At 60.3% G+C, this 16,305-nt stretch carries 18 protein-coding genes; 9 read left to right on the top strand and 9 right to left on the bottom strand.

Annotated elements, in window-relative coordinates:
• Nucleotides 1–140: 140 nt before the first annotated feature.
• On the bottom strand, nt 141–737 hold the full coding sequence (locus E3O65_RS05760) for a putative glycolipid-binding domain-containing protein (protein WP_134362787.1): 597 nt from the start codon (nt 735–737) through the stop codon (nt 141–143).
• Between the two features lie 415 nt (nt 738–1,152).
• Here E3O65_RS05760 and E3O65_RS05755 point away from each other — a divergent pair, with 415 nt between their 5' ends.
• The 3 genes from E3O65_RS05755 (at nt 1,153) to E3O65_RS17580 (ending at nt 3,073) form a co-directional block, all read left to right on the top strand.
• Nucleotides 1,153–1,467, top strand: a complete 315-nt coding sequence (locus E3O65_RS05755; RefSeq protein ID WP_134362786.1) for a sigma-70 family RNA polymerase sigma factor — start codon at nt 1,153–1,155, stop codon at nt 1,465–1,467.
• A gap of 289 nt (nt 1,468–1,756) precedes the next feature.
• Entirely contained in the window at nt 1,757–2,893 is a 1,137-nt protein-coding gene (locus E3O65_RS05750; protein WP_198411704.1) for a LacI family DNA-binding transcriptional regulator, read from the top strand.
• A 27-nt stretch (nt 2,894–2,920) separates the two neighbouring features.
• Entirely contained in the window at nt 2,921–3,073 is a 153-nt protein-coding gene (locus E3O65_RS17580; RefSeq protein WP_166785669.1) for a hypothetical protein, read from the top strand.
• Here E3O65_RS17580 and E3O65_RS05745 read toward each other — a convergent pair.
• The 3 genes from E3O65_RS05745 to E3O65_RS17145 are packed head-to-tail and all read right to left on the bottom strand — an operon-like array spanning nt 3,070 to nt 4,742.
• Nucleotides 3,070–4,116, bottom strand: coding sequence for a PDDEXK nuclease domain-containing protein (locus E3O65_RS05745; RefSeq protein ID WP_134362785.1), 1,047 nt, complete (start codon nt 4,114–4,116; stop codon nt 3,070–3,072). The genes E3O65_RS17580 and E3O65_RS05745 overlap by 4 nt on opposite strands.
• Nucleotides 4,117–4,169: 53 nt before the next feature.
• Complete coding sequence (locus E3O65_RS17400; RefSeq protein ID WP_277870444.1) at nt 4,170–4,361, bottom strand: helix-turn-helix domain-containing protein; 192 nt, start codon at nt 4,359–4,361, stop codon at nt 4,170–4,172.
• A 15-nt stretch (nt 4,362–4,376) separates the two neighbouring features.
• Nucleotides 4,377–4,742, bottom strand: a complete 366-nt coding sequence (locus E3O65_RS17145; RefSeq protein ID WP_241985786.1) for a recombinase family protein — start codon at nt 4,740–4,742, stop codon at nt 4,377–4,379.
• A 473-nt stretch (nt 4,743–5,215) separates the two neighbouring features.
• Between E3O65_RS17145 and E3O65_RS05735 the strand changes: the two genes are divergently transcribed.
• Both E3O65_RS05735 and E3O65_RS05730 read left to right on the top strand, forming a co-directional pair.
• Nucleotides 5,216–5,578, top strand: coding sequence for a PadR family transcriptional regulator (locus E3O65_RS05735; RefSeq protein WP_134362784.1), 363 nt, complete (start codon nt 5,216–5,218; stop codon nt 5,576–5,578).
• Nucleotides 5,575–6,672 carry a hypothetical protein gene (locus E3O65_RS05730; protein ID WP_134362783.1) on the top strand — a complete coding sequence of 366 codons (1,098 nt, stop codon included), beginning with the start codon at nt 5,575–5,577 and terminating at the stop codon, nt 6,670–6,672. The genes E3O65_RS05735 and E3O65_RS05730 overlap by 4 nt, the downstream gene beginning before the upstream one ends.
• A 762-nt stretch (nt 6,673–7,434) precedes the next feature.
• Here the strand turns inward: E3O65_RS05730 and E3O65_RS05725 are convergent.
• From E3O65_RS05725 to E3O65_RS05705, 5 genes are all read right to left on the bottom strand, one after another.
• Nucleotides 7,435–7,845 carry an ester cyclase gene (locus tag E3O65_RS05725; RefSeq protein WP_134362782.1) on the bottom strand — a complete coding sequence of 137 codons (411 nt, stop codon included), beginning with the start codon at nt 7,843–7,845 and terminating at the stop codon, nt 7,435–7,437.
• A gap of 117 nt (nt 7,846–7,962) precedes the next feature.
• Nucleotides 7,963–8,811, bottom strand: a complete 849-nt coding sequence (locus tag E3O65_RS05720; RefSeq protein ID WP_134362781.1) for an alpha/beta fold hydrolase — start codon at nt 8,809–8,811, stop codon at nt 7,963–7,965.
• Nucleotides 8,812–9,186: 375 nt separating this feature from the next.
• Nucleotides 9,187–9,468 (bottom strand): hypothetical protein, encoded by a 282-nt coding sequence (locus E3O65_RS05715; protein WP_134362780.1) that lies wholly within the window; start codon nt 9,466–9,468, stop codon nt 9,187–9,189.
• A 337-nt stretch (nt 9,469–9,805) separates the two neighbouring features.
• Nucleotides 9,806–10,276, bottom strand: a complete 471-nt coding sequence (locus E3O65_RS05710) for a class F sortase (RefSeq protein WP_198411703.1) — start codon at nt 10,274–10,276, stop codon at nt 9,806–9,808.
• Nucleotides 10,277–10,536: 260 nt separating this feature from the next.
• On the bottom strand, nt 10,537–11,307 hold the full coding sequence (locus E3O65_RS05705) for a hypothetical protein (protein WP_134362778.1): 771 nt from the start codon (nt 11,305–11,307) through the stop codon (nt 10,537–10,539).
• Nucleotides 11,308–11,968: 661 nt separating this feature from the next.
• On the opposite strand from E3O65_RS05705, the gene E3O65_RS05700 reads away from it, so the two are divergent.
• From E3O65_RS05700 to E3O65_RS05685, 4 genes are all read left to right on the top strand, one after another.
• Nucleotides 11,969–12,229 carry a hypothetical protein gene (locus E3O65_RS05700; RefSeq protein WP_134362777.1) on the top strand — a complete coding sequence of 87 codons (261 nt, stop codon included), beginning with the start codon at nt 11,969–11,971 and terminating at the stop codon, nt 12,227–12,229.
• 274 nt (nt 12,230–12,503) lie between these two features.
• The gene (locus E3O65_RS05695) at nt 12,504–13,082 is read left to right on the top strand and encodes an alpha/beta fold hydrolase (protein ID WP_134362776.1); all 579 of its coding nucleotides are present in this window, start codon (nt 12,504–12,506) and stop codon (nt 13,080–13,082) included.
• 1,075 nt (nt 13,083–14,157) lie between these two features.
• Complete coding sequence (locus E3O65_RS17575; protein ID WP_134362775.1) at nt 14,158–14,406, top strand: multicopper oxidase domain-containing protein; 249 nt, start codon at nt 14,158–14,160, stop codon at nt 14,404–14,406.
• Nucleotides 14,407–15,648: 1,242 nt separating this feature from the next.
• Nucleotides 15,649–15,993 carry a hypothetical protein gene (locus E3O65_RS05685; RefSeq protein ID WP_134362774.1) on the top strand — a complete coding sequence of 115 codons (345 nt, stop codon included), beginning with the start codon at nt 15,649–15,651 and terminating at the stop codon, nt 15,991–15,993.
• The last annotated feature ends 312 nt before the right edge of the window (nt 15,994–16,305 follow it).

Below are 16,305 nucleotides of genomic sequence, written 5' to 3'. Positions count from 1 at the left end.
TGAACTCAACGAGCGGCCACGCAAAACCCTCAAACGAAGCACCCCAGCCGACCTGCTCAGCGAGCTAGTCTCGAGGAAGGAAATAGTCCCTGTTGCTTCCACCGTTTGAATTCGCCGATGGTTATTGGGACAGGTCGTCGTTATGCGCGGTGAGCGAGGGTCGGGTAATCGATCACGAGACCATCGACGTCCACGGTGAGATGTGCGCTGAAGTCTCTGTTGAAACTTTTGTACGGAATACGATTCCGATCGCTTGCAGGACCGGAGGCGTAGACCTGATCGCTCCGCAGCACGCGCAACGACGGTATTTCCACCCAGGCCATGATGAGCGGCGTCTCGTTGACGTCCTGTTCAAGGAGCCCGAGCCGGCGGATCGGCATCGTGTTAGTAACGGGGCAGAGCCCAAGGTCGCAGTCGATCGCGCCGCTCAAGCTATCGGGATCAGTAAGCCCCGGTAGCGCCAGATCGTTGTCGCCCCAAGCGTCTGATTCCGCACTCCACGTGCCCTCATCCGATCGAGTCAGTTCTAACGAACGCGCCCAACCAAACCCACGAGTGGTCACACGAAGGGCTCGTGTGATCCATCCAGTAGAAACGTCCAATTCCCAGCTCGACACGAAGTGCTGAGCACGGACGATTCCGATCGCGAGCATCGAAGTCGCGTTCAACTCGATGGACGCCTGATCGATACGGGTAGCCTCATCGATTCCAGACCAAGTCACGAGCCGATTTGTCATGAGACCAGTCTCATCGTGTATCGCGCTTGGTTCAATGTAGCCCGTAACCCATCGTCTACGGTCATTGGTCCTTCAGAAAGCCGATCTTGCGCAATTCAGAAGCCAAGTTCTCCCCCTGCCCAGCGCGCTCGGCGTCGAGGTCAGCCTTGCCCTCCAGGTGGAGTCCGCGTTCGAGCTGAGTCTCGTATTTGACAGGTCACGTCCCGCTGAGTGGTGTGGTTTCTGCCGCCAAACTGTGATCGGGCTGGGCTTCGAGGGGTGTTATGGTCGTGATAAGTCGAACAGAGTGGCTTTAGATCAGCTGGTCAGAATAATTTTTGCTGCCTGCGGCCAGCCCCGGGCACCTCAGCGGCGGAGGGCCTATGAGCGGAGCAGTGTGGCCCGGCGTTAGCTTTCGAAGCGGACCAGTGCAGTGATGCCCTCCGAGGCATCCGATCAGCAGAAGTTGATGCTCAGCATGGCTTCGGGTAGTCAGGCCGCGTTCGGCCTGATCTACGATCACTTGAGCGTCCCGACGTTCGCGATCTGCAATCACCACCTGAAAACCCCGGCTGCAGTCGATGAGGCGATGCACGGTCTGTGGCTATACGTCTGGCAAAACGCGGCGATGTTGTCGGGGCTCGACGGCTCGCCTTGGTCGATCATCATCAGGACAGCGGAGCACCACGCCGAGTACCACGCCAAGACAGAGCGCCTGGCCCGAGAAACGGATATCTCTCTGCCGGGATGAGTCCCGGTGCGGGTGGCCCAGCAGTGCTGCCCGCGCCCCGGCGCCCGCCGAACGCATTTCGCGCGATTCGAACTTGAACTCACACTGGCGCTACCTTCTGACTGTCGCCGCCTTCTCAGTGACATGCACAAGATCACTCGCGTTCCCTACCTGCTTGCCACCTGCTCACATCATCCCGGTTGTGTCGGAGCCGAAGGAAGCGCCGGCGAGATATGCGGTGAACACCAGCTTGTGCCCGGGTAGCGTTTCAGAAGGCATGTGTGTGACGTTACACAGCTACACTGGGGTTATGCAATCACTCCCGCAGCGTCGCCCAACAATGAGCCAGGTTGCCGCACGAGCCGGAGTGTCCGTGATGACGGTTTCTTACACGTACAACCGCGTCGACAGAGTCTCGGCCGAGAGCCGGGAAAAGGTGCTGCAGGCTGCCGCCGAGTTGGGTTACGCGGGGCCTGATCCCGCGGCCCGGTCCCTGCGTTACGGCAACACCCGCACACTTGGAGTCATCCTTGGCGAGCACCTCACCTATGCGTTCGACAACCCGCAGGCAGTCACATTCCTGGCCGGCATCGCAGAGGTCTGTGCGGATCGAGGATACGGAATGTTGATCGTGCCCATTGCCGGAGGCGCAGAAGATAGTCTCCGAGTCAGCGAGGTCGCCGTCGATGCATTCATAATCTGGACAACGACCGACGACGACCCCGTGCTCGACGCAGTTTCAGGAAGCGGTCGGCCTGCGGTCATCCATGGTGGGCCTGTCCGCGCGGGCTTCAAGCTCGTGAGCATCGACAATCGAGCGGCCGCCTTCGCAATGGGCATGAAGACCTTCGCCGGCGCCCACCGACCCGCAATCCTCAGTTTCCCCCTGGATTCCTCGCGAAAGACAGTGCTCGCTGCGGGCATCGACCCCGACACCGTGCGATTCCCCGTGACCAGGCAGCGCCTCCTCGGGTACAGGGATGCAATTGAAGCGCTGGGGCTTGACTGGAACGACGTGGTTGTAGGCGCCACGGCAACCAACAACGAGGGCGAAGCCCGCTCCCTCGCCGAGACAATGTTCGCCCTCGAGCAGCCTATCGATGCAATCGCGGCGATGAGCGATGACCTGGCACTCGGCGTCCTGGACGCTGCGACAAGCGCACAGCTCACAGTCCCAGAGACTCTCTCCGTAAGCGGATGGGACAATTCGCGAGCGTCCGCTCTCCATCAGCTGAGCTCGGTTGCCCAAAATCTGAGAGCCCAAGGGGCGCTGGCGGCCAGGCTGGCTCTCGGTGAGGAACCCGGACTTGCCCCAGATGACTGGTCAGTAGTCGTCCGAGCGTCAACTGGGGAGCCAGCGACTCAACGGACCGAGCACGGCAATACCCCGATCAGACGGATGGGTGCCAACCGTGAGCCGTTCGTGCGATCTGACGGCCTCTCGTAACCCATTGGTTGTGAGGCGGCTCAGGGATTGAACGCTGAGGCACTGGACAGTGAGGACCAGTTCTCCGGGCACCGTAGTGGTGTCGATCGCCGCCTTCTCCCCGGTGAGGCCCTGAAGCCCGAGGCCCCGTTCGATGAGTTCATGGAGGGTTGTGACGAGGTGGCGCAGGTCCTGGCCTAATCGGAGGGGTTAACCCGGCTCTGGGAGTGGTCATCGAGCTCGAGGGCGACCGCGCGGGTGAGAGCGTCCTCGGCGGGAAGCGCAGCCTGTTCAGCGGGAGAGAGATCGTAACGGGAAACAGCGATCGGCTGGGTAGTGCCGGCGAGTGCGTACCGGACGACGGACTCGTTTTTGTCAGCGACCAGGAGCATCCCAACCGTGGGCTGGTGCTGCGGCTTCCGCAGCCGATCCTCAACGAGGGCAACATAGAAGCCGAGTTGGCCGGCGTCGCGCGGGTCGAATTTCGTAGTCTTCAACTCAATGACCACATACCGGAGTTGGTCAACGTGGAAAAACAGCAAATCGGCGAAGAAGTCATCGCCGTCGACGTCGAAGTGGACCTGACGTCCCACGAACGCGAATCCGGGGCCGAGCTCGCGGAGCGTGTCAATGATGCGTTCGACGAGCCGGTCCTCCAGCTCTCGCTCGACGGCGTCACCGTCGATCGCAAGGAACTCGAGCGTGAACGGATCCTTAGTGATCTGCTGAGCGAGCTCAGAGTCGCTTCGTTCGAGAGAGTGCAGGAAGTTAGACGGAGCTGCGCCCTCGCGCAGGTGCAGGCGGGTGGTGATCTGGTGAGCCAACACCGGACGGCTCCAGCCCTGCGCGATGTCCTTGGCGCTGTACCACTCGCGTAGTTCGGGATCGTCGAGCTTGTCAAGCAGCTCGATGACGTGACCCCAGGGCAATTCGCCAACGGGTCGTTGGCGAATTGAATCGTGTTCGGGCCACGCCTCGGCGAACCGGCGCATGTACCTGAGGTTGGCCGGCGAGAACCCCTTCGCGGTCGGGAACTCTGCACGCAGATCCGCGGAAAGCTGGACCAAAACCTTGCTGCCCCACGCCGCCGTTTTCTGTCGCTCGATTATTGCCGCTCCGATCTGCCAATAGAGCCTGAGCAGTTCGGTGTTCACTCGGCGCTGGGCCATGTAGCGCGCCTCATGCACGAGCCGCTTGATGCTCTCAAGCGTGGCAACGTAATCAGACGGTACGAGGGAGCTCATCCCTCAACGCTAATGGAGGTCCGCCGCCCGTGCCTGCAGCGGACAGCCGGGGCTCAAGGTTTGGCCAAGTGCCGGTAGATCGTAGGGCGAGTGACTCCAAACTCCTCGGCGATGTGCTGGACGGTGTGGGCCCGCTTGCCGGCGGCGTCCTTCTCCTCATACATCTCACGGGCCAGCTTGACCTGGCGAGGCCCGAGTTTGGGTTTTTGCCCGCCGGTTCGTCCCCGGGCACGGGCCGCGGCCAGCCCATCGCGGGTGCGTTAAGACATCAGCGCATGTTCGAACTCCGCAATCGAGCCAAGGATCTGGAAGAACATCCGCCCGGTGATGCTGGACGTATCGATGCCCTGATCCAAGACCACCAAATCAACACCGCGCTCCTGGAGGGTGTTCGACAAATCGATGAGGTTCTCCAGCGACCGGCTAAGCCGGTCGAGTTTGGTCACGACGAGCTGATCGCCGGCCCGGTTCGCCGAGAGTAGAGCCTTGTCAAGTTCAGGCCGGCGGGCGAGTGTTCCCGAAGCCGTATCAAGGAATATCTGATCACAACCTGCCACGGTCAAGGCGTCGTGTTGCGCCTCTGGGTGCTGATCACGGGTAGAGACCCGACCATATCCAATTCGCATACATGCATCGTGTCACCAACCTGGTAACGCGTTACATAGACGCGTACACGGCAAGCATTACTAATACCGCACGATGTTTACGCGACCTACTGAACCGGTGCTGGAGTGTCTTACGAACGATCGTTTTCGGCCATCATCCTATTCACACCGCGATCAGTGATCACTCGGCATCACGCCGGTCGAGATTGGTCTCCGCCCACACCGTCCTCAAGCAGGCCGAGTGCGGCGGCGAAGTAGAAGGCGTGCACATAACTCGTGCCGTCGTGCCGATGATAAGGAACTGGGAGGCCTGTTCTGACCCGGATCAAGGGTGGGAGAAATTGATAGGGGCAACGACGCGACGGTTATGCAGACGAGTACAGAAGTTTGTGCAGACGACTTCGGAAAATGACTGTTCGGCACCACCATCCGGCATGGCGTCGGAATCACTACCCCGTACAGCGTAGTAGTGTGTGATGCGTCGAAGGAGATACATGGACACCACACAGCTACTCAAAGGAGTGCTCGACGTCGCGGTGCTCGCCGTGATTCAGGAAGAAGACGGCTACGGCTACGACATTGTGCGGCGCCTGCGCGCTGCCGGCCTCAAAGAGGTGGGAGACGCCTCGGTTTATGGAACCCTCCGGCGCCTCTATACCGCGGGTGCATTGTCAACCTATGTCGTGCCCTCCGATGGCGGTCCGCACCGCAAGTACTACGGAATCAACACTGAGGGACGGACCATGCTTGCCGAACAACGAGCCAGCTGGACCCGGTTCGCCAACACAGTGTCACTCCTCCTCACAGAACAGCACCAGCCCACCGCTACCATCCGCACGATCGGGGACAAGTCATGAGCACGACCACCTCACCCACCCTGGCCATCCATGATTTTGCCGCTGCCGTGCGCGCCGCGCTCAGCGACCTTCCCAGTGAAGATGTCGAAGAACTCACGGACGGACTTGAAGCGGATCTGACCGAGCAAGCCGAGGATCTTGATGCGCAAAGTTTCGATCCGGGCGATGCGGTCGGCTACGCCGACGAGTTGCGGGCTGCGGCCGGACTACCAGTCAGGGGAAAGCCGCGGCTGCCATCCGCCTGGACCGCCAACAAACTTCGCACCTGGGCCAGCGCACAGCGATCAAACCTCACCCGCAAGGCACGATCGACAGCGATCGGCTCGCGCACCCTGGACTTCTTCATCTCACTCCGACCTTTCTGGTGGGTGCTGCGGGGCTGGGCCGTCTACAAGGTCATTGCGGCTCTAGTTATCGGCAACAGCATTGCCAGTACTCTGCCGTCGAGCGGCACTGAGTGGGTTCTGCTCTTGCTATTCGTCACCGTCAGCGTGCAGTGGGGACGGGGACGATGGCTGCCCTGGTCCTGGCTGCCACCGTTTAGGACGCTGGTTAGTGTCTGCTCGATCATCGCGCTGCCACTTCTTCTTGTGCTCGCCACAGCGTGGAGTAGTTCGGCCGACCAATACGTGGAGGACTACGTTCCACAAGGTCTGCTACTCGACGGCAACCAAGTCTCCAATGTGTTCGCCTATGACTCAGACGGTCAACCCCTGACCGGCGTGCAGCTCTTCGACCAGGATGGAAAACCACTCACGACCGTAGGCGATCCAAACGCCACACCGTGGGTTACCACATACGCCGCCGACGGGACGGAGGTCATCTTGGTCCCCAGCTCCGACGTACCGGGGAGAACCGGTTGGAACGTTTTCCCCCTCAACACGGTCGACTCAGTGGACTATTATTCGCAACCCAGTGGCGAGCCCGACCTCTCCACCACTACTCCGGCCGTGCCACCCTTCACCCAAGTGCGGCCCCTCACACAGCAGACGCCGTCGCCAACGGCCCCGCCGACTCCCGTTCCCTCTTCGGCGCCGCCCGTCGCTCCCGAACCGAGCGCCACACCTACACCAAACTCAGGCGGAGACAAATGAGCGAGTCACCGCAGACCAATCCCGCACCGCGAAAGATCAGCCCATCAGCGATCGACCTTCCGCCAACTCAACCACTCGACATCACCGCGTGGCTCACATTCGAACGAGAAAACGAGTAGTCCTCGCGTCGGTTCTGGTGGATTCGCTGACGCTGGATGACCAACGACTGACCGCGTGACCTTCAGCGCTATGTGGCGGCGTTCTGTGATCGCTATTTGGCACATCGACATCGTTACCCGCGTTGACTCAACGTGCTCGCCTACGCGGTTGAATGGATGGGCGGATCGGCTTCCTTGATCAGCGAGTACCAGGCATGAAATCCCCAATACTGTCGGAGGCATCGAGCAGAGCATCGATGCTGCCCACTTGGAAGGGCACTTGGGGGTAGGTCTTGCTCGCGTGTTCGATGAAGCTGGGCACCTGGTCGACACCGCGCGCGTCACTGCCCTTCCCCGTCAGGTAGCCGCCTTGCTGCCGGTGGTGTTCCTGGTCCGGTTGCGTCGTGGGGCTGGGTGGTCAGATGGGTTTGGTGCGTGGCAAACCGCAAGCCGCCGCGAGCAGGACTGTCCACCCGGTTCTCCACGGCCAGCTGGCCGGGAGGTGCAGGATCTGTTTCCGCGCTGAGGTCAAGATGCGGGCTGAAATCGGTGTCAGTTTGCGGGAGATGCTGCCGCTGCGTGCTTGGCTGAGTTTGCGTCGAAGTGCGAGATCCAGGCCGTCTCGGCCCTACCCCTTCTGAGTGGAAACGCCAGATATCGCAGGTTAGGGTGCGAGGCCGAGTTGTTCGAGCATTCCCTGTTGGTCGCTGCTGCCCCACCGCTCTACAAGTTGCCCGTTTTGGAAGCGGCTAATTTGCATGCCACGAACAGACATCGTCTTGCCGCTGGCGGCATGGCCCATGAGGGGGCCTTGGTGGGTGCCGGTGAGGGTATAGGCGAATGCGACGTCGGTGTCGTTGGCGACGAGGCGCTCGACTGCGATGTGCAGGTCGGGAAAAGCGGCAATCATCTCGCCGAAGAACGCTTTGTAGCCTGCGGGCCCCGGGCCTTGGCCAGGGGCAGGGTCGTTGTCGACGGCGTCTTCGGCCACAAGGTCGTCGAGAAGATCGAGTTTTCCGCTGTTCACGGCGTCGCCAAACTTCTGCTGGGCTGCGATATTCACTTCTTGACTCATGTGTGCACTCTCTTCCTTGGCCTTTACTTTTAATGGGTTTGTGCGGGCCACGGGGTGACCATGCCTCCGTTGACGTTCAGCGTCTCGCCGCCGACAAAGGTGGACTCTTCGGTTCCACTACTTCGCTAGGAAAGCGAGTACGTGCCGGTTCCACTCGTCCTTGTGCGAGACGGTAAGACCGTGCGGGGCGCCTTCGATCACTACGAGTTCGCTGCCAGCGATGGCCTCGTGAGTGCGCTTGCCACTGACCTCGAACGGCACGATGGTGTCCAAGTCACCGTGTATCACCAGGGTCGGCACAGTGATTTTCGTCAGATCATCGCGGAAGTCCGTCATCGCGAATGCGGTCGTACAGTCCAGTGTGCCCTTCGGCGACGCCATTTCGGCGATATCAAGGTTGTAAGCAATCTGCTCCGAGCTGACCTTCGGCCTATTGATCAACGACGGCTTGCCCGCGGTGAAGAACATCTGAAGAAATTCGTGTAGGAATGCCGGCCGGTCTCCGGTCAGCCCGCCATGGAACCACTGGGCGAGGTCAGCGTCGACACCTCCATCAGGGTTGTCATCCGATTTCCAGAGGTACGGCGGGACAGCACTGGCGAAGACGAGCTTCGCGATGCGATCGGTACCGTACATGCCCACGTAACGGGCAAGCTCGCCGCCACCCATCGAGAATCCGATGAGAGTAACGTCCCACAGATCGAGCGCCTCGAGAACGGCCTTCAGATCGGCGGCCAACGTGTCGTAGTCGTACCCATCCCACGGCTGTGATGACTGGCCAAAACCGCGGCGATCGTACATGATTACCCGGTAGCCGGCGTCGACCAGCGCGGGTACCTGACCCTCCCAGGACCTGCTACTAAGGGGCCAGCCATGAATTAGGACGACGGGCTTGCCGGCGCCGACGTCTTCGTAATGCAGTTCGACGCTGGAATCGTTCTGCCCGGGGACGGTGATAAATGGCATGTTCTCTCCTTGAAATCGGAATGGTTCGTTGGAGGTAACTGAAATTGTGCATTCCAGACAATCGAGGTTCGCTGGGAGAACGCTGAAGTGATGGTCGTTGAGGGAAATCGTGTCATGAATATTTGACGCCCTGAGAGCTTCGCGTCAGGGGCAATTTCGGATCGTCACTCGCCGGAGGTCCCGGGGCGACACCCCCGCCACGTGTTAATGCCGACCGAAAGAGGCTGCTCCCGCAGGCATAGAATTCGTGCTTCCACCTGGGTCGTCAGCACAGGCTCAGGGCGTCGCCATGACGTAGAGAAGTCGTGCTCCGTCAGTAAACCGCCTCGATATCGGTATGTCGGGCTGCAGCTTGGCCGATATGACGCGGCCGGATTAGTGTGCGGTCCAGCATCCCAGGATGGCAGTAGCTACTTGATAGGAGAATGCGGTGCGGGTGACGCCATGCGGCCCGACCTTATCCGTCAACTTTCTGGCGTCAACTTGTAACGTCATGTTGTCTTTGACAAAGACGACCACGCCGTCTGTGGTTTCGTAAGCAGGCAATCCGAGATTCGCGAGCCCTTCAATGGTTTGCACTGGGGCAAGGTTCCCTTGCATCGTGTCGAAGTAGCTGCGGGCAGACGCTGCGTCCGAGGATTCCTGGACCGAGATCACGAACTCTCCATCAGTCAGATGGTATGTGCAGGTGTATCGGCGAGTGATCCAGCTGTCGACGGAGTGTGGCGGGGCGGCGAGAGCCAGCGCACGTGTGATGTTGTCGCGTGTTTCGGTGCCACAAATCATCTGTGATGCCGCGGACGGTCCTGCCTCCGCGCTGCCTGCCGAGCTCGACTGCGGAATCGGGGAGGCCGACGTGCCTGGCATGGACATTTCGGGGGCCATTGTGTTCACGGCGACGGAGGAGGTGGTCGCGCACCCAGTAAGTAAAGCTGTGGAAGCCACCGTGATCGCAAGCAGCCAGACGCGCCTGTTGACACGCGTCTCAGATGTACTACGCCGCATGGCTGGACACCAAGCTGGCGTAGACAACGACGTTGTTTGGGTACGTACGAGTGGTTTCGTTGAACTCTCCACCGCAGGTGATCAGCCGTAGTCCCGCATGATCGGTGTTGCCGTAGACGGCGAACTGCGGAAAGTCATCTTTCGGGTATTCTTCCACTCCGTCGACCACGAATACCGCCACTGTCGCATCGGCTCGGGTGACCAAAATCTCGTCGCCGGGACGCATCTCGCCAAGTCGGTAAAACACCGCGCGCCCCTGCACCCTGGAGTCGACGTGACCCAAGATGACGGAAGGTCCGATAGCGCCAGGGGTGGGCGAACCGGTATACCAGCCGGCCGGAGAGGCCTCGTCCAACGACGGCGTCTGCACCGTGCCGTCAGGATTCTGTCCCAATTGCATCAGGACAGAGTCCACTTCAATCGCGGGGACGTTGATCTGGGTGGGCTCGGAGGCGGTCAAGGTCGGGCCGACAATCCGGTCAACCCGCGGAGTCGGCGGAACTGAGATGGGCTCCGGAGAGGGTGCAGCGGAGACGGACTCCTGCGATGGGGCTGACACGGCAGCCGAGGCTGGCGGTCGTGAAGGAGGAGGATTGCCCCATAGGGCGAAACCGGTGGCCGTACAGCCGATGGTGAAGAGCAGAACCGCCGCCGCGGTAGCCAGACGGCTACCGCGGCGGCGCTTCTCAGCCGGGATAATCACCGCGGATCAATCCGATCTCAGCCTCGGGCGATGAGACGTCGACGAATCACCACCGCGCCACCTGCCGCGGTCAGGGCCCCGGCACCAAGGGCGAGAAGGCCCATGTCAGCACCGCTTGACGTGCTGCCACCGCCGGTTCCCACACCACCGTCAGGCATGTTCGCCTGCGACTCGCTCAGGGCACCGCATAGAGCCGGCGACGTTGCTGCCAGGGGCAGACTCGGAACCAAGTCACTCTTTGCGTCCTGTGCTGCTTTCGTCAACGTAGCCGGGTCGAGCCCGTGGACCACCACAACCGCCGTACCTGCCTCTAACGAGGCTGCTGTGGCGGCATCCAGAGTGAAGGTTCGGTTGTAGTCGTAGTTTGCACCCATCCCGGCAAGGGTCAGATCAGTTCCGGCCGCCGGACTCGTGTCGCCACTCGTAGACAACGTTGTGCCAATCTCTCCGTAAGACGGCTGACCTTCGGTCGTGCTGATCACACCATCTCCATTGGTGTCAGCTGCCGTGGTGGGACATTCCCCCTTCGCGCCGATGTGGATGTGCTGTACGTGCGGGTACGGCTTACCGTCGAAGGTCTCGGCCAGACCCGTGACGGTCTGGGTGACTGTGGCCTGGTCACCGGAAACCTCAACGGAAACGGTGCCGCTGCCATTGCTGCCGTTGATCGCATCGAGCGTCCCCTGGTACGACGCGTCACCAGTGGCTGCAAAGGCTGGACCACCCGTCAATACGACCACGCCCAAGGCAAACGCGGGCACACACCACAGTGCTGTTTTCTTATTCATCAGGATCCTTCGTTAGGAGGTAGGTGCGAAAACAAACATGAAGAGAAAAAACGACCGAGCATTCTGCGCCCAATCATTTGAGTGCAGAGCCTTTTTGTCAAGGGCTACTAGGCGTTCGTGGGTATACCCGCGAGTCTGCTGATCTTGCGTTGACAGTGTTCGGCGACTTTCCTTCTTTATTTCGGATGAGGAGGAACTTATTGACAGGAGCCTTTGGTCGGATGTCGTTTCAGGGCCCCGAAGCATAGGTCACTGAAGCGTCGCCCACGTCAGCAACTGTCAGCAACATTTGCTTCGGCTGCTTCGGCAGCAGTGAAAGCAGTTCGAGGAGCCACAGAGTTGCTTGGTTTGAATCCATCAAATGTCCGTCCGCGAACCGTCGCAGCCCTTGGCCGCTCCGACGCCCGTTGTCTTGGAACTCAAGGGTTATATGACAGTTTTTGTGTGGCCGCTGAAGCCCGCGGGAATTTCTCGGACAGGTCTTACGGGAACTGCACTATGGAGCTCCCGCCAAGTCGGTGCCGATGTTGCGTCGAGTCCTGTGTCCCGCTGGTCGTCCGTCTTGCGGCTCCATCGACCACGGCAGCATATTGCAACAGATGATGCAAGGTGGGGACTGCCCCACGCTAGGGTGCACACATGGGGAACCACAATTTGATTGTTGGTGGTGCCGGTTGACTTGGCGTTCTACGCAGCGTCGGTGATGGTGCTGGCAATTGCTGCGTGGAATCCTGAGTCCGCAGCCCCAACGTTGACGTACCAGCAGATTGTGGCGGGACTTGGTGACGCCGGAGTGAACGTGGCCGCTAGCGTGATCGGTTTGGTTGCCTGGGGTGCTGTTGGTCTCGGAATTGCCCTAGTCCTGAGCACCCTCGCCTTCACTGGGCTGGCCGATCGCGGTCCCGTCATCATGGGCACATGAAGTATTTGCCGCTGGGGCGCCAGCATTCTTCTATTGCCCGTTCTCGCTCGGTATTGACGTCGCAGACACTTTCGCCGTCTCGGGCGACGTACACGCACCCTCAGACATCGTCCATAATCCCATGAGGGGGTCGCTTTGCTCGCCCTCGCCGTTGTCAGTATGCGTAGGGCAGCGAATCGCCAGCCACCACTCTTGTAAATCGACTCTTCGCGCGGCTGGCAGCGTCCCGTGGTTGCGCCGACCTTCCCGTTCGCGCGCCGTGTACCGTGCGGTGATGCCAAGCTACGAAAGCTCCGACGGATCTGCACTCCACTACGATGACGTGCGCCGCAAGGACAGCGACGGCGACAAATGCCCGGTTATCCTCACTGGCGGAGGAGCTGCCCGCCGCCCCAGCTACTTTGGCGATCTGGCGGGGCTCAGCGATCGGCACCGCCTCATAGTGTCCCACCAACGAGGTGTTGGACGCACCCCGGCGCCGGACACGGACGAACGAAGGTCGTTCTTGGCTCAAGCCGACGACATCGAGCACCTGCGTGTCCATCTCGGCCTCGATCGCGTCGTTCAGGTGGCTCACTCAGCGGGAACGAGATTGACCCTTGCCTGCACGGTGCAGTTCACACTCAGCGTGGCCAGGCTAGTGCTGATCACTCCTCCAGCGGTATATCTCGTCAATGAGCTATTCGACACTCACACGCTCATTGGGAAGCGGCGCGGAGATTCGGATTTCGAAGCCGCTTTAGCAGCTTTGGACGCGGGGCCCAGATTGGTGGGCATCAGCCCGAAACGGTGGCGCACCACAATGGTCAGCCAGGCCGAAGACGCCTTTCCGGTCAACGCCGTCAAACGGTAGTAAGACACCAGGGGCCCTGAACCAGGTCTGGGTGGGCGATATCACCGACGTGGGAACCTGGGAGGGGTGGCTTTATTTGGCGACTGTCATCGAGGCGCACACGCGCATGCTCAGACCTGCACCGCCTGATGCAGGAGACCCAGAGCCAGCCCACGAATTGACGCCGCGCACCGCCGACAAGGCGCTTCCAGGATTTGACAGAGCGTCGCGTCATGCTGTCAGCTGTGGGCAAGCGCGGGCTGAGCACGAGCACACTCGCGTGTAGGAGCGCTTATGAAGCTGCACAGCCACTTCGTCCCAAGCCACGTCGCCCGATGACCGTCACCGCCACCCCGCGACAGGTTTTTGACCTAGTCGACTCTTTGCTCTCGGACGCATGGCCCGTCCTTGACGAGGACGCCGTTGCTCTGCTCGCGAGGCACCGCTGTCACGTGCTCCTCGCGCACCGGAATCGGGAACGCGCGGTTAGGGTCGGACGTTGGCACTGCCCTGAACTGGACGTGTGGGGTGCGTGGACGACATGTTCCCCGCACGGGATCGGGCTTAGCGTCTACCTCCTCGACACCACCGCAACCGGCCCAACTATCTCTCCAGGATATGGCGCCCTAACCGACGAGTTCACCGCTCGTCTGGGAGCGCCGGAGGTCATCGACCACAATCCCCACAGCCCACACACAATGTGGAGTCGAAACAACCTCACCGTAAGCGTGGACTCGTACACCCAAGAACAACAGGGCCCCCTCATCAAACTAACCATCCAACCAATCACAACAACCCTCCCCCGCGAAATCAACTAACGCACCCCACCACCCGAACAGCCACCACCACGGTAACTGAGCGTCCACCTCGAGGCTCGAGAAGCTTCTGACGGCTTCGGGCGGGTCACTATGGAGACTCACGTTCGGGCGGGTCACTATGGAGACTCACGTCGAACACCCGCACGAAACAGGTCGAGGTCTTTTCCTTACTATCTGCCAGGTACTCGCTAGAAACCGGACTCCCCGCTGGACGTCCGAACTGTGAACTATGCCGCACCTCGGTACTGGCTGATGAGTCACCAACAAGCCTGTTGGTGATGCCCCTCGGTGGCCTTGAACCCGTGCACCGGCGCGTGTCGCCGATGTACATCATCGAAAGGTCAGGCCTGTCCGTCCGAACCATAATGTGGAAGGACGTCGTGACCATTCCGGCACGCAGCAACGTGCCCGTCCGAATCGCGTTTGACGACTTCAGCAGACGCGCCGTGTACCACTGCCACATCCTCGACCACGAAGACAGCGAACTGATGGTAATCATCAACGCAAACCGCCAACAGCTGATGTGAGAGGCTCAGAGATCCCCCACCTGCCCAGCTGATCAGACGTACATTTAAACTACGCAATCTGGGCAAGTGAGAGAGTAGTGAACGGTTGGCTTCAATCCACCAGCGTTCAAGCAACCGCAATGGTGCTGGTCGCTCTGGCTTCACTGACGGGATGTTCGCCCAAACCCACCGAAGAAACCCACACAACGGGGGCCCCGTTCATGGATGCTGAAGCTAATAGCTGCGAATTCGCTGCCACACGAAAATCCTCCAACCCTTCCAACCCGCAAAAAACCGCACATTTCTACGTAAAACTCACCAACACGGGGGCTCAATCAGCTGCGATGTATCAGGGCTCCCCGATGTAGCTCTGCTTGACTCGACAGGGCAAGTCATCGACGACATACCCGCGAAACAAACCGCCATCCATGCCCACACAATCACGGTAAAGCCAAAAAAGCCGCTTATCTTCTGATCGGTGTCGCCGACCAAAACCTCTACCCTGGCTGCCCACTGATCGGTGCAGAATCATTGCGAATACGACTCCTAAAAAGCAAGGAAGACATCCTGGTTGCTGTTGGAGATCTCACTATCTGCGACAGCGCAACCTCCGGCTGGCTCGAGTACAACCTCGCTGCCGCCCCGGACAACCTTCTCTCGGACCTTGCCCCCGGTAAATGGGCACGGGGTTATGCGGCTTTAGCGAAGTCCGCGTTCTGGCCGGGCGCGCTAGGCCGCTAAGCGGGATCGGAAGCGGGTTGTTGTCGAGGCGGAGGCCGCGGGCAACTTCATTCAAATGTGGCGGCGGAGAGCGTGTCCTGTTCTTCACTGCCCCAAGTGGTCACAGGGACCCACACCCCAGTGGATGTGCATGCCCAGTTCCGATCAGGACTATGTAGGACGTGCTTTCCTCTCAACGCGCTTCAGTCAAACTCCTCCCACGGCAAGCGAGACGGTCTCTTCAGCGGACGAACCGGCGTCCTCTTCTTGCGCAGGCGTTCAGAGTGCGCCGGCGACGACTTCGGGTTCGCGTCCGGTGGAGCGTGTCAGGGGGTGTCCCCCTTTGGGCCGACAGCGAGGAACGACCCTCCCCTGCTACTTTGACCTATGAACACTCGGTCCCCGAGAGAGAAACGCATCCGTTCATGACGGTTGTGACCGATGAAACACCTCCTGCCGAACCCGCACCGTTTGTAGAGTCCGCGTCAGGTCGCCGTCGCTCTGGGCGGATTCGCGTCGACGAGGCAGGGAATCACTGAGTCCATGAAGAGAATTTCGTTTTGCGGAGGATCATTCCTGACCACAGACGGGGCCGCGGATGCACTCCTGAAGTTGGTCGTCACTTTTCCAAACGGCCACGACTTCGAGTTGCTCAAACTACCTGCAGTCAATAACGACGGCGACGAAATGGTCGTGCAAATGGTCGTCGGCCCAGGCAGCGAGCTCATCAGCGTTCCGGAAGAATCCACGTCGGGAGAACCGGATACCCTCGAAGCAGTCGCCTATCTCCGCAGCCGCGTGCACACACTCATAACCTCCAGCGAGCTGACCGCCTCAGAGGCGCTTTCATTCATGGAGTACGAATGGGACGCCGAGTACTTGCTTTAGCACGGTGCACGAGGCCAGCATGAGTTTCGGCGCCTAGTTTCGCCTAAATGGTCGCGGTTGATTTCCTGATCTAGACCGCATCCGGGGGATTATTGGGACGACGTTGGTGCTGACGCACTCAGGGTTTCCGTTGAGGCAAAGATCCACTCCGCCATGGCACCTGTGATCCATCCAACCTGGACCGTGCCATTCTCAGGAGAGGGGTTGGCCTCCCTGAACCAGTCTTGTCTGAGTGGCTCCTGCTTGAACCGCTCGCGGTGAGTCATGCACCTCCGATGGCCGACGTTCTGACCGACCCGTCCTTGTACCAAT

Source organism: Cryobacterium breve (assembly GCF_004402375.1).
In the GTDB taxonomy this organism is placed as follows: Bacteria; Actinomycetota; Actinomycetes; order Actinomycetales; family Microbacteriaceae; genus Cryobacterium; species Cryobacterium breve.
Note: the sequence above shows the minus strand (reverse complement) of the source record. Positions and strands in the feature narration are given on the sequence as shown.

What these genes read in the sequence shown, in the direction of transcription:
- E3O65_RS05760 (WP_134362787.1), bottom strand. Translation starts at nt 737, where the DNA reads ATGACAAATCGGCTCGTGACTTGGTCTGGAATCGATGAGGCTACCCGT.
- E3O65_RS05755 (WP_134362786.1), top strand. Translation starts at nt 1,153, where the DNA reads ATGCCCTCCGAGGCATCCGATCAGCAGAAGTTGATGCTCAGCATGGCT.
- E3O65_RS05750 (WP_198411704.1), top strand. Translation starts at nt 1,757, where the DNA reads ATGCAATCACTCCCGCAGCGTCGCCCAACAATGAGCCAGGTTGCCGCA.
- E3O65_RS05745 (WP_134362785.1), bottom strand. Translation starts at nt 4,116, where the DNA reads ATGAGCTCCCTCGTACCGTCTGATTACGTTGCCACGCTTGAGAGCATC.
- E3O65_RS17145 (WP_241985786.1), bottom strand. Translation starts at nt 4,742, where the DNA reads ATGCGAATTGGATATGGTCGGGTCTCTACCCGTGATCAGCACCCAGAG.
- E3O65_RS05735 (WP_134362784.1), top strand. Translation starts at nt 5,216, where the DNA reads ATGGACACCACACAGCTACTCAAAGGAGTGCTCGACGTCGCGGTGCTC.
- E3O65_RS05730 (WP_134362783.1), top strand. Translation starts at nt 5,575, where the DNA reads ATGAGCACGACCACCTCACCCACCCTGGCCATCCATGATTTTGCCGCT.
- E3O65_RS05725 (WP_134362782.1), bottom strand. Translation starts at nt 7,845, where the DNA reads ATGAGTCAAGAAGTGAATATCGCAGCCCAGCAGAAGTTTGGCGACGCC.
- E3O65_RS05720 (WP_134362781.1), bottom strand. Translation starts at nt 8,811, where the DNA reads ATGCCATTTATCACCGTCCCCGGGCAGAACGATTCCAGCGTCGAACTG.
- E3O65_RS05705 (WP_134362778.1), bottom strand. Translation starts at nt 11,307, where the DNA reads ATGAATAAGAAAACAGCACTGTGGTGTGTGCCCGCGTTTGCCTTGGGC.
- E3O65_RS05695 (WP_134362776.1), top strand. Translation starts at nt 12,504, where the DNA reads ATGCCAAGCTACGAAAGCTCCGACGGATCTGCACTCCACTACGATGAC.
- E3O65_RS17575 (WP_134362775.1), top strand. Translation starts at nt 14,158, where the DNA reads ATGCCCCTCGGTGGCCTTGAACCCGTGCACCGGCGCGTGTCGCCGATG.
- E3O65_RS05685 (WP_134362774.1), top strand. Translation starts at nt 15,649, where the DNA reads ATGAAGAGAATTTCGTTTTGCGGAGGATCATTCCTGACCACAGACGGG.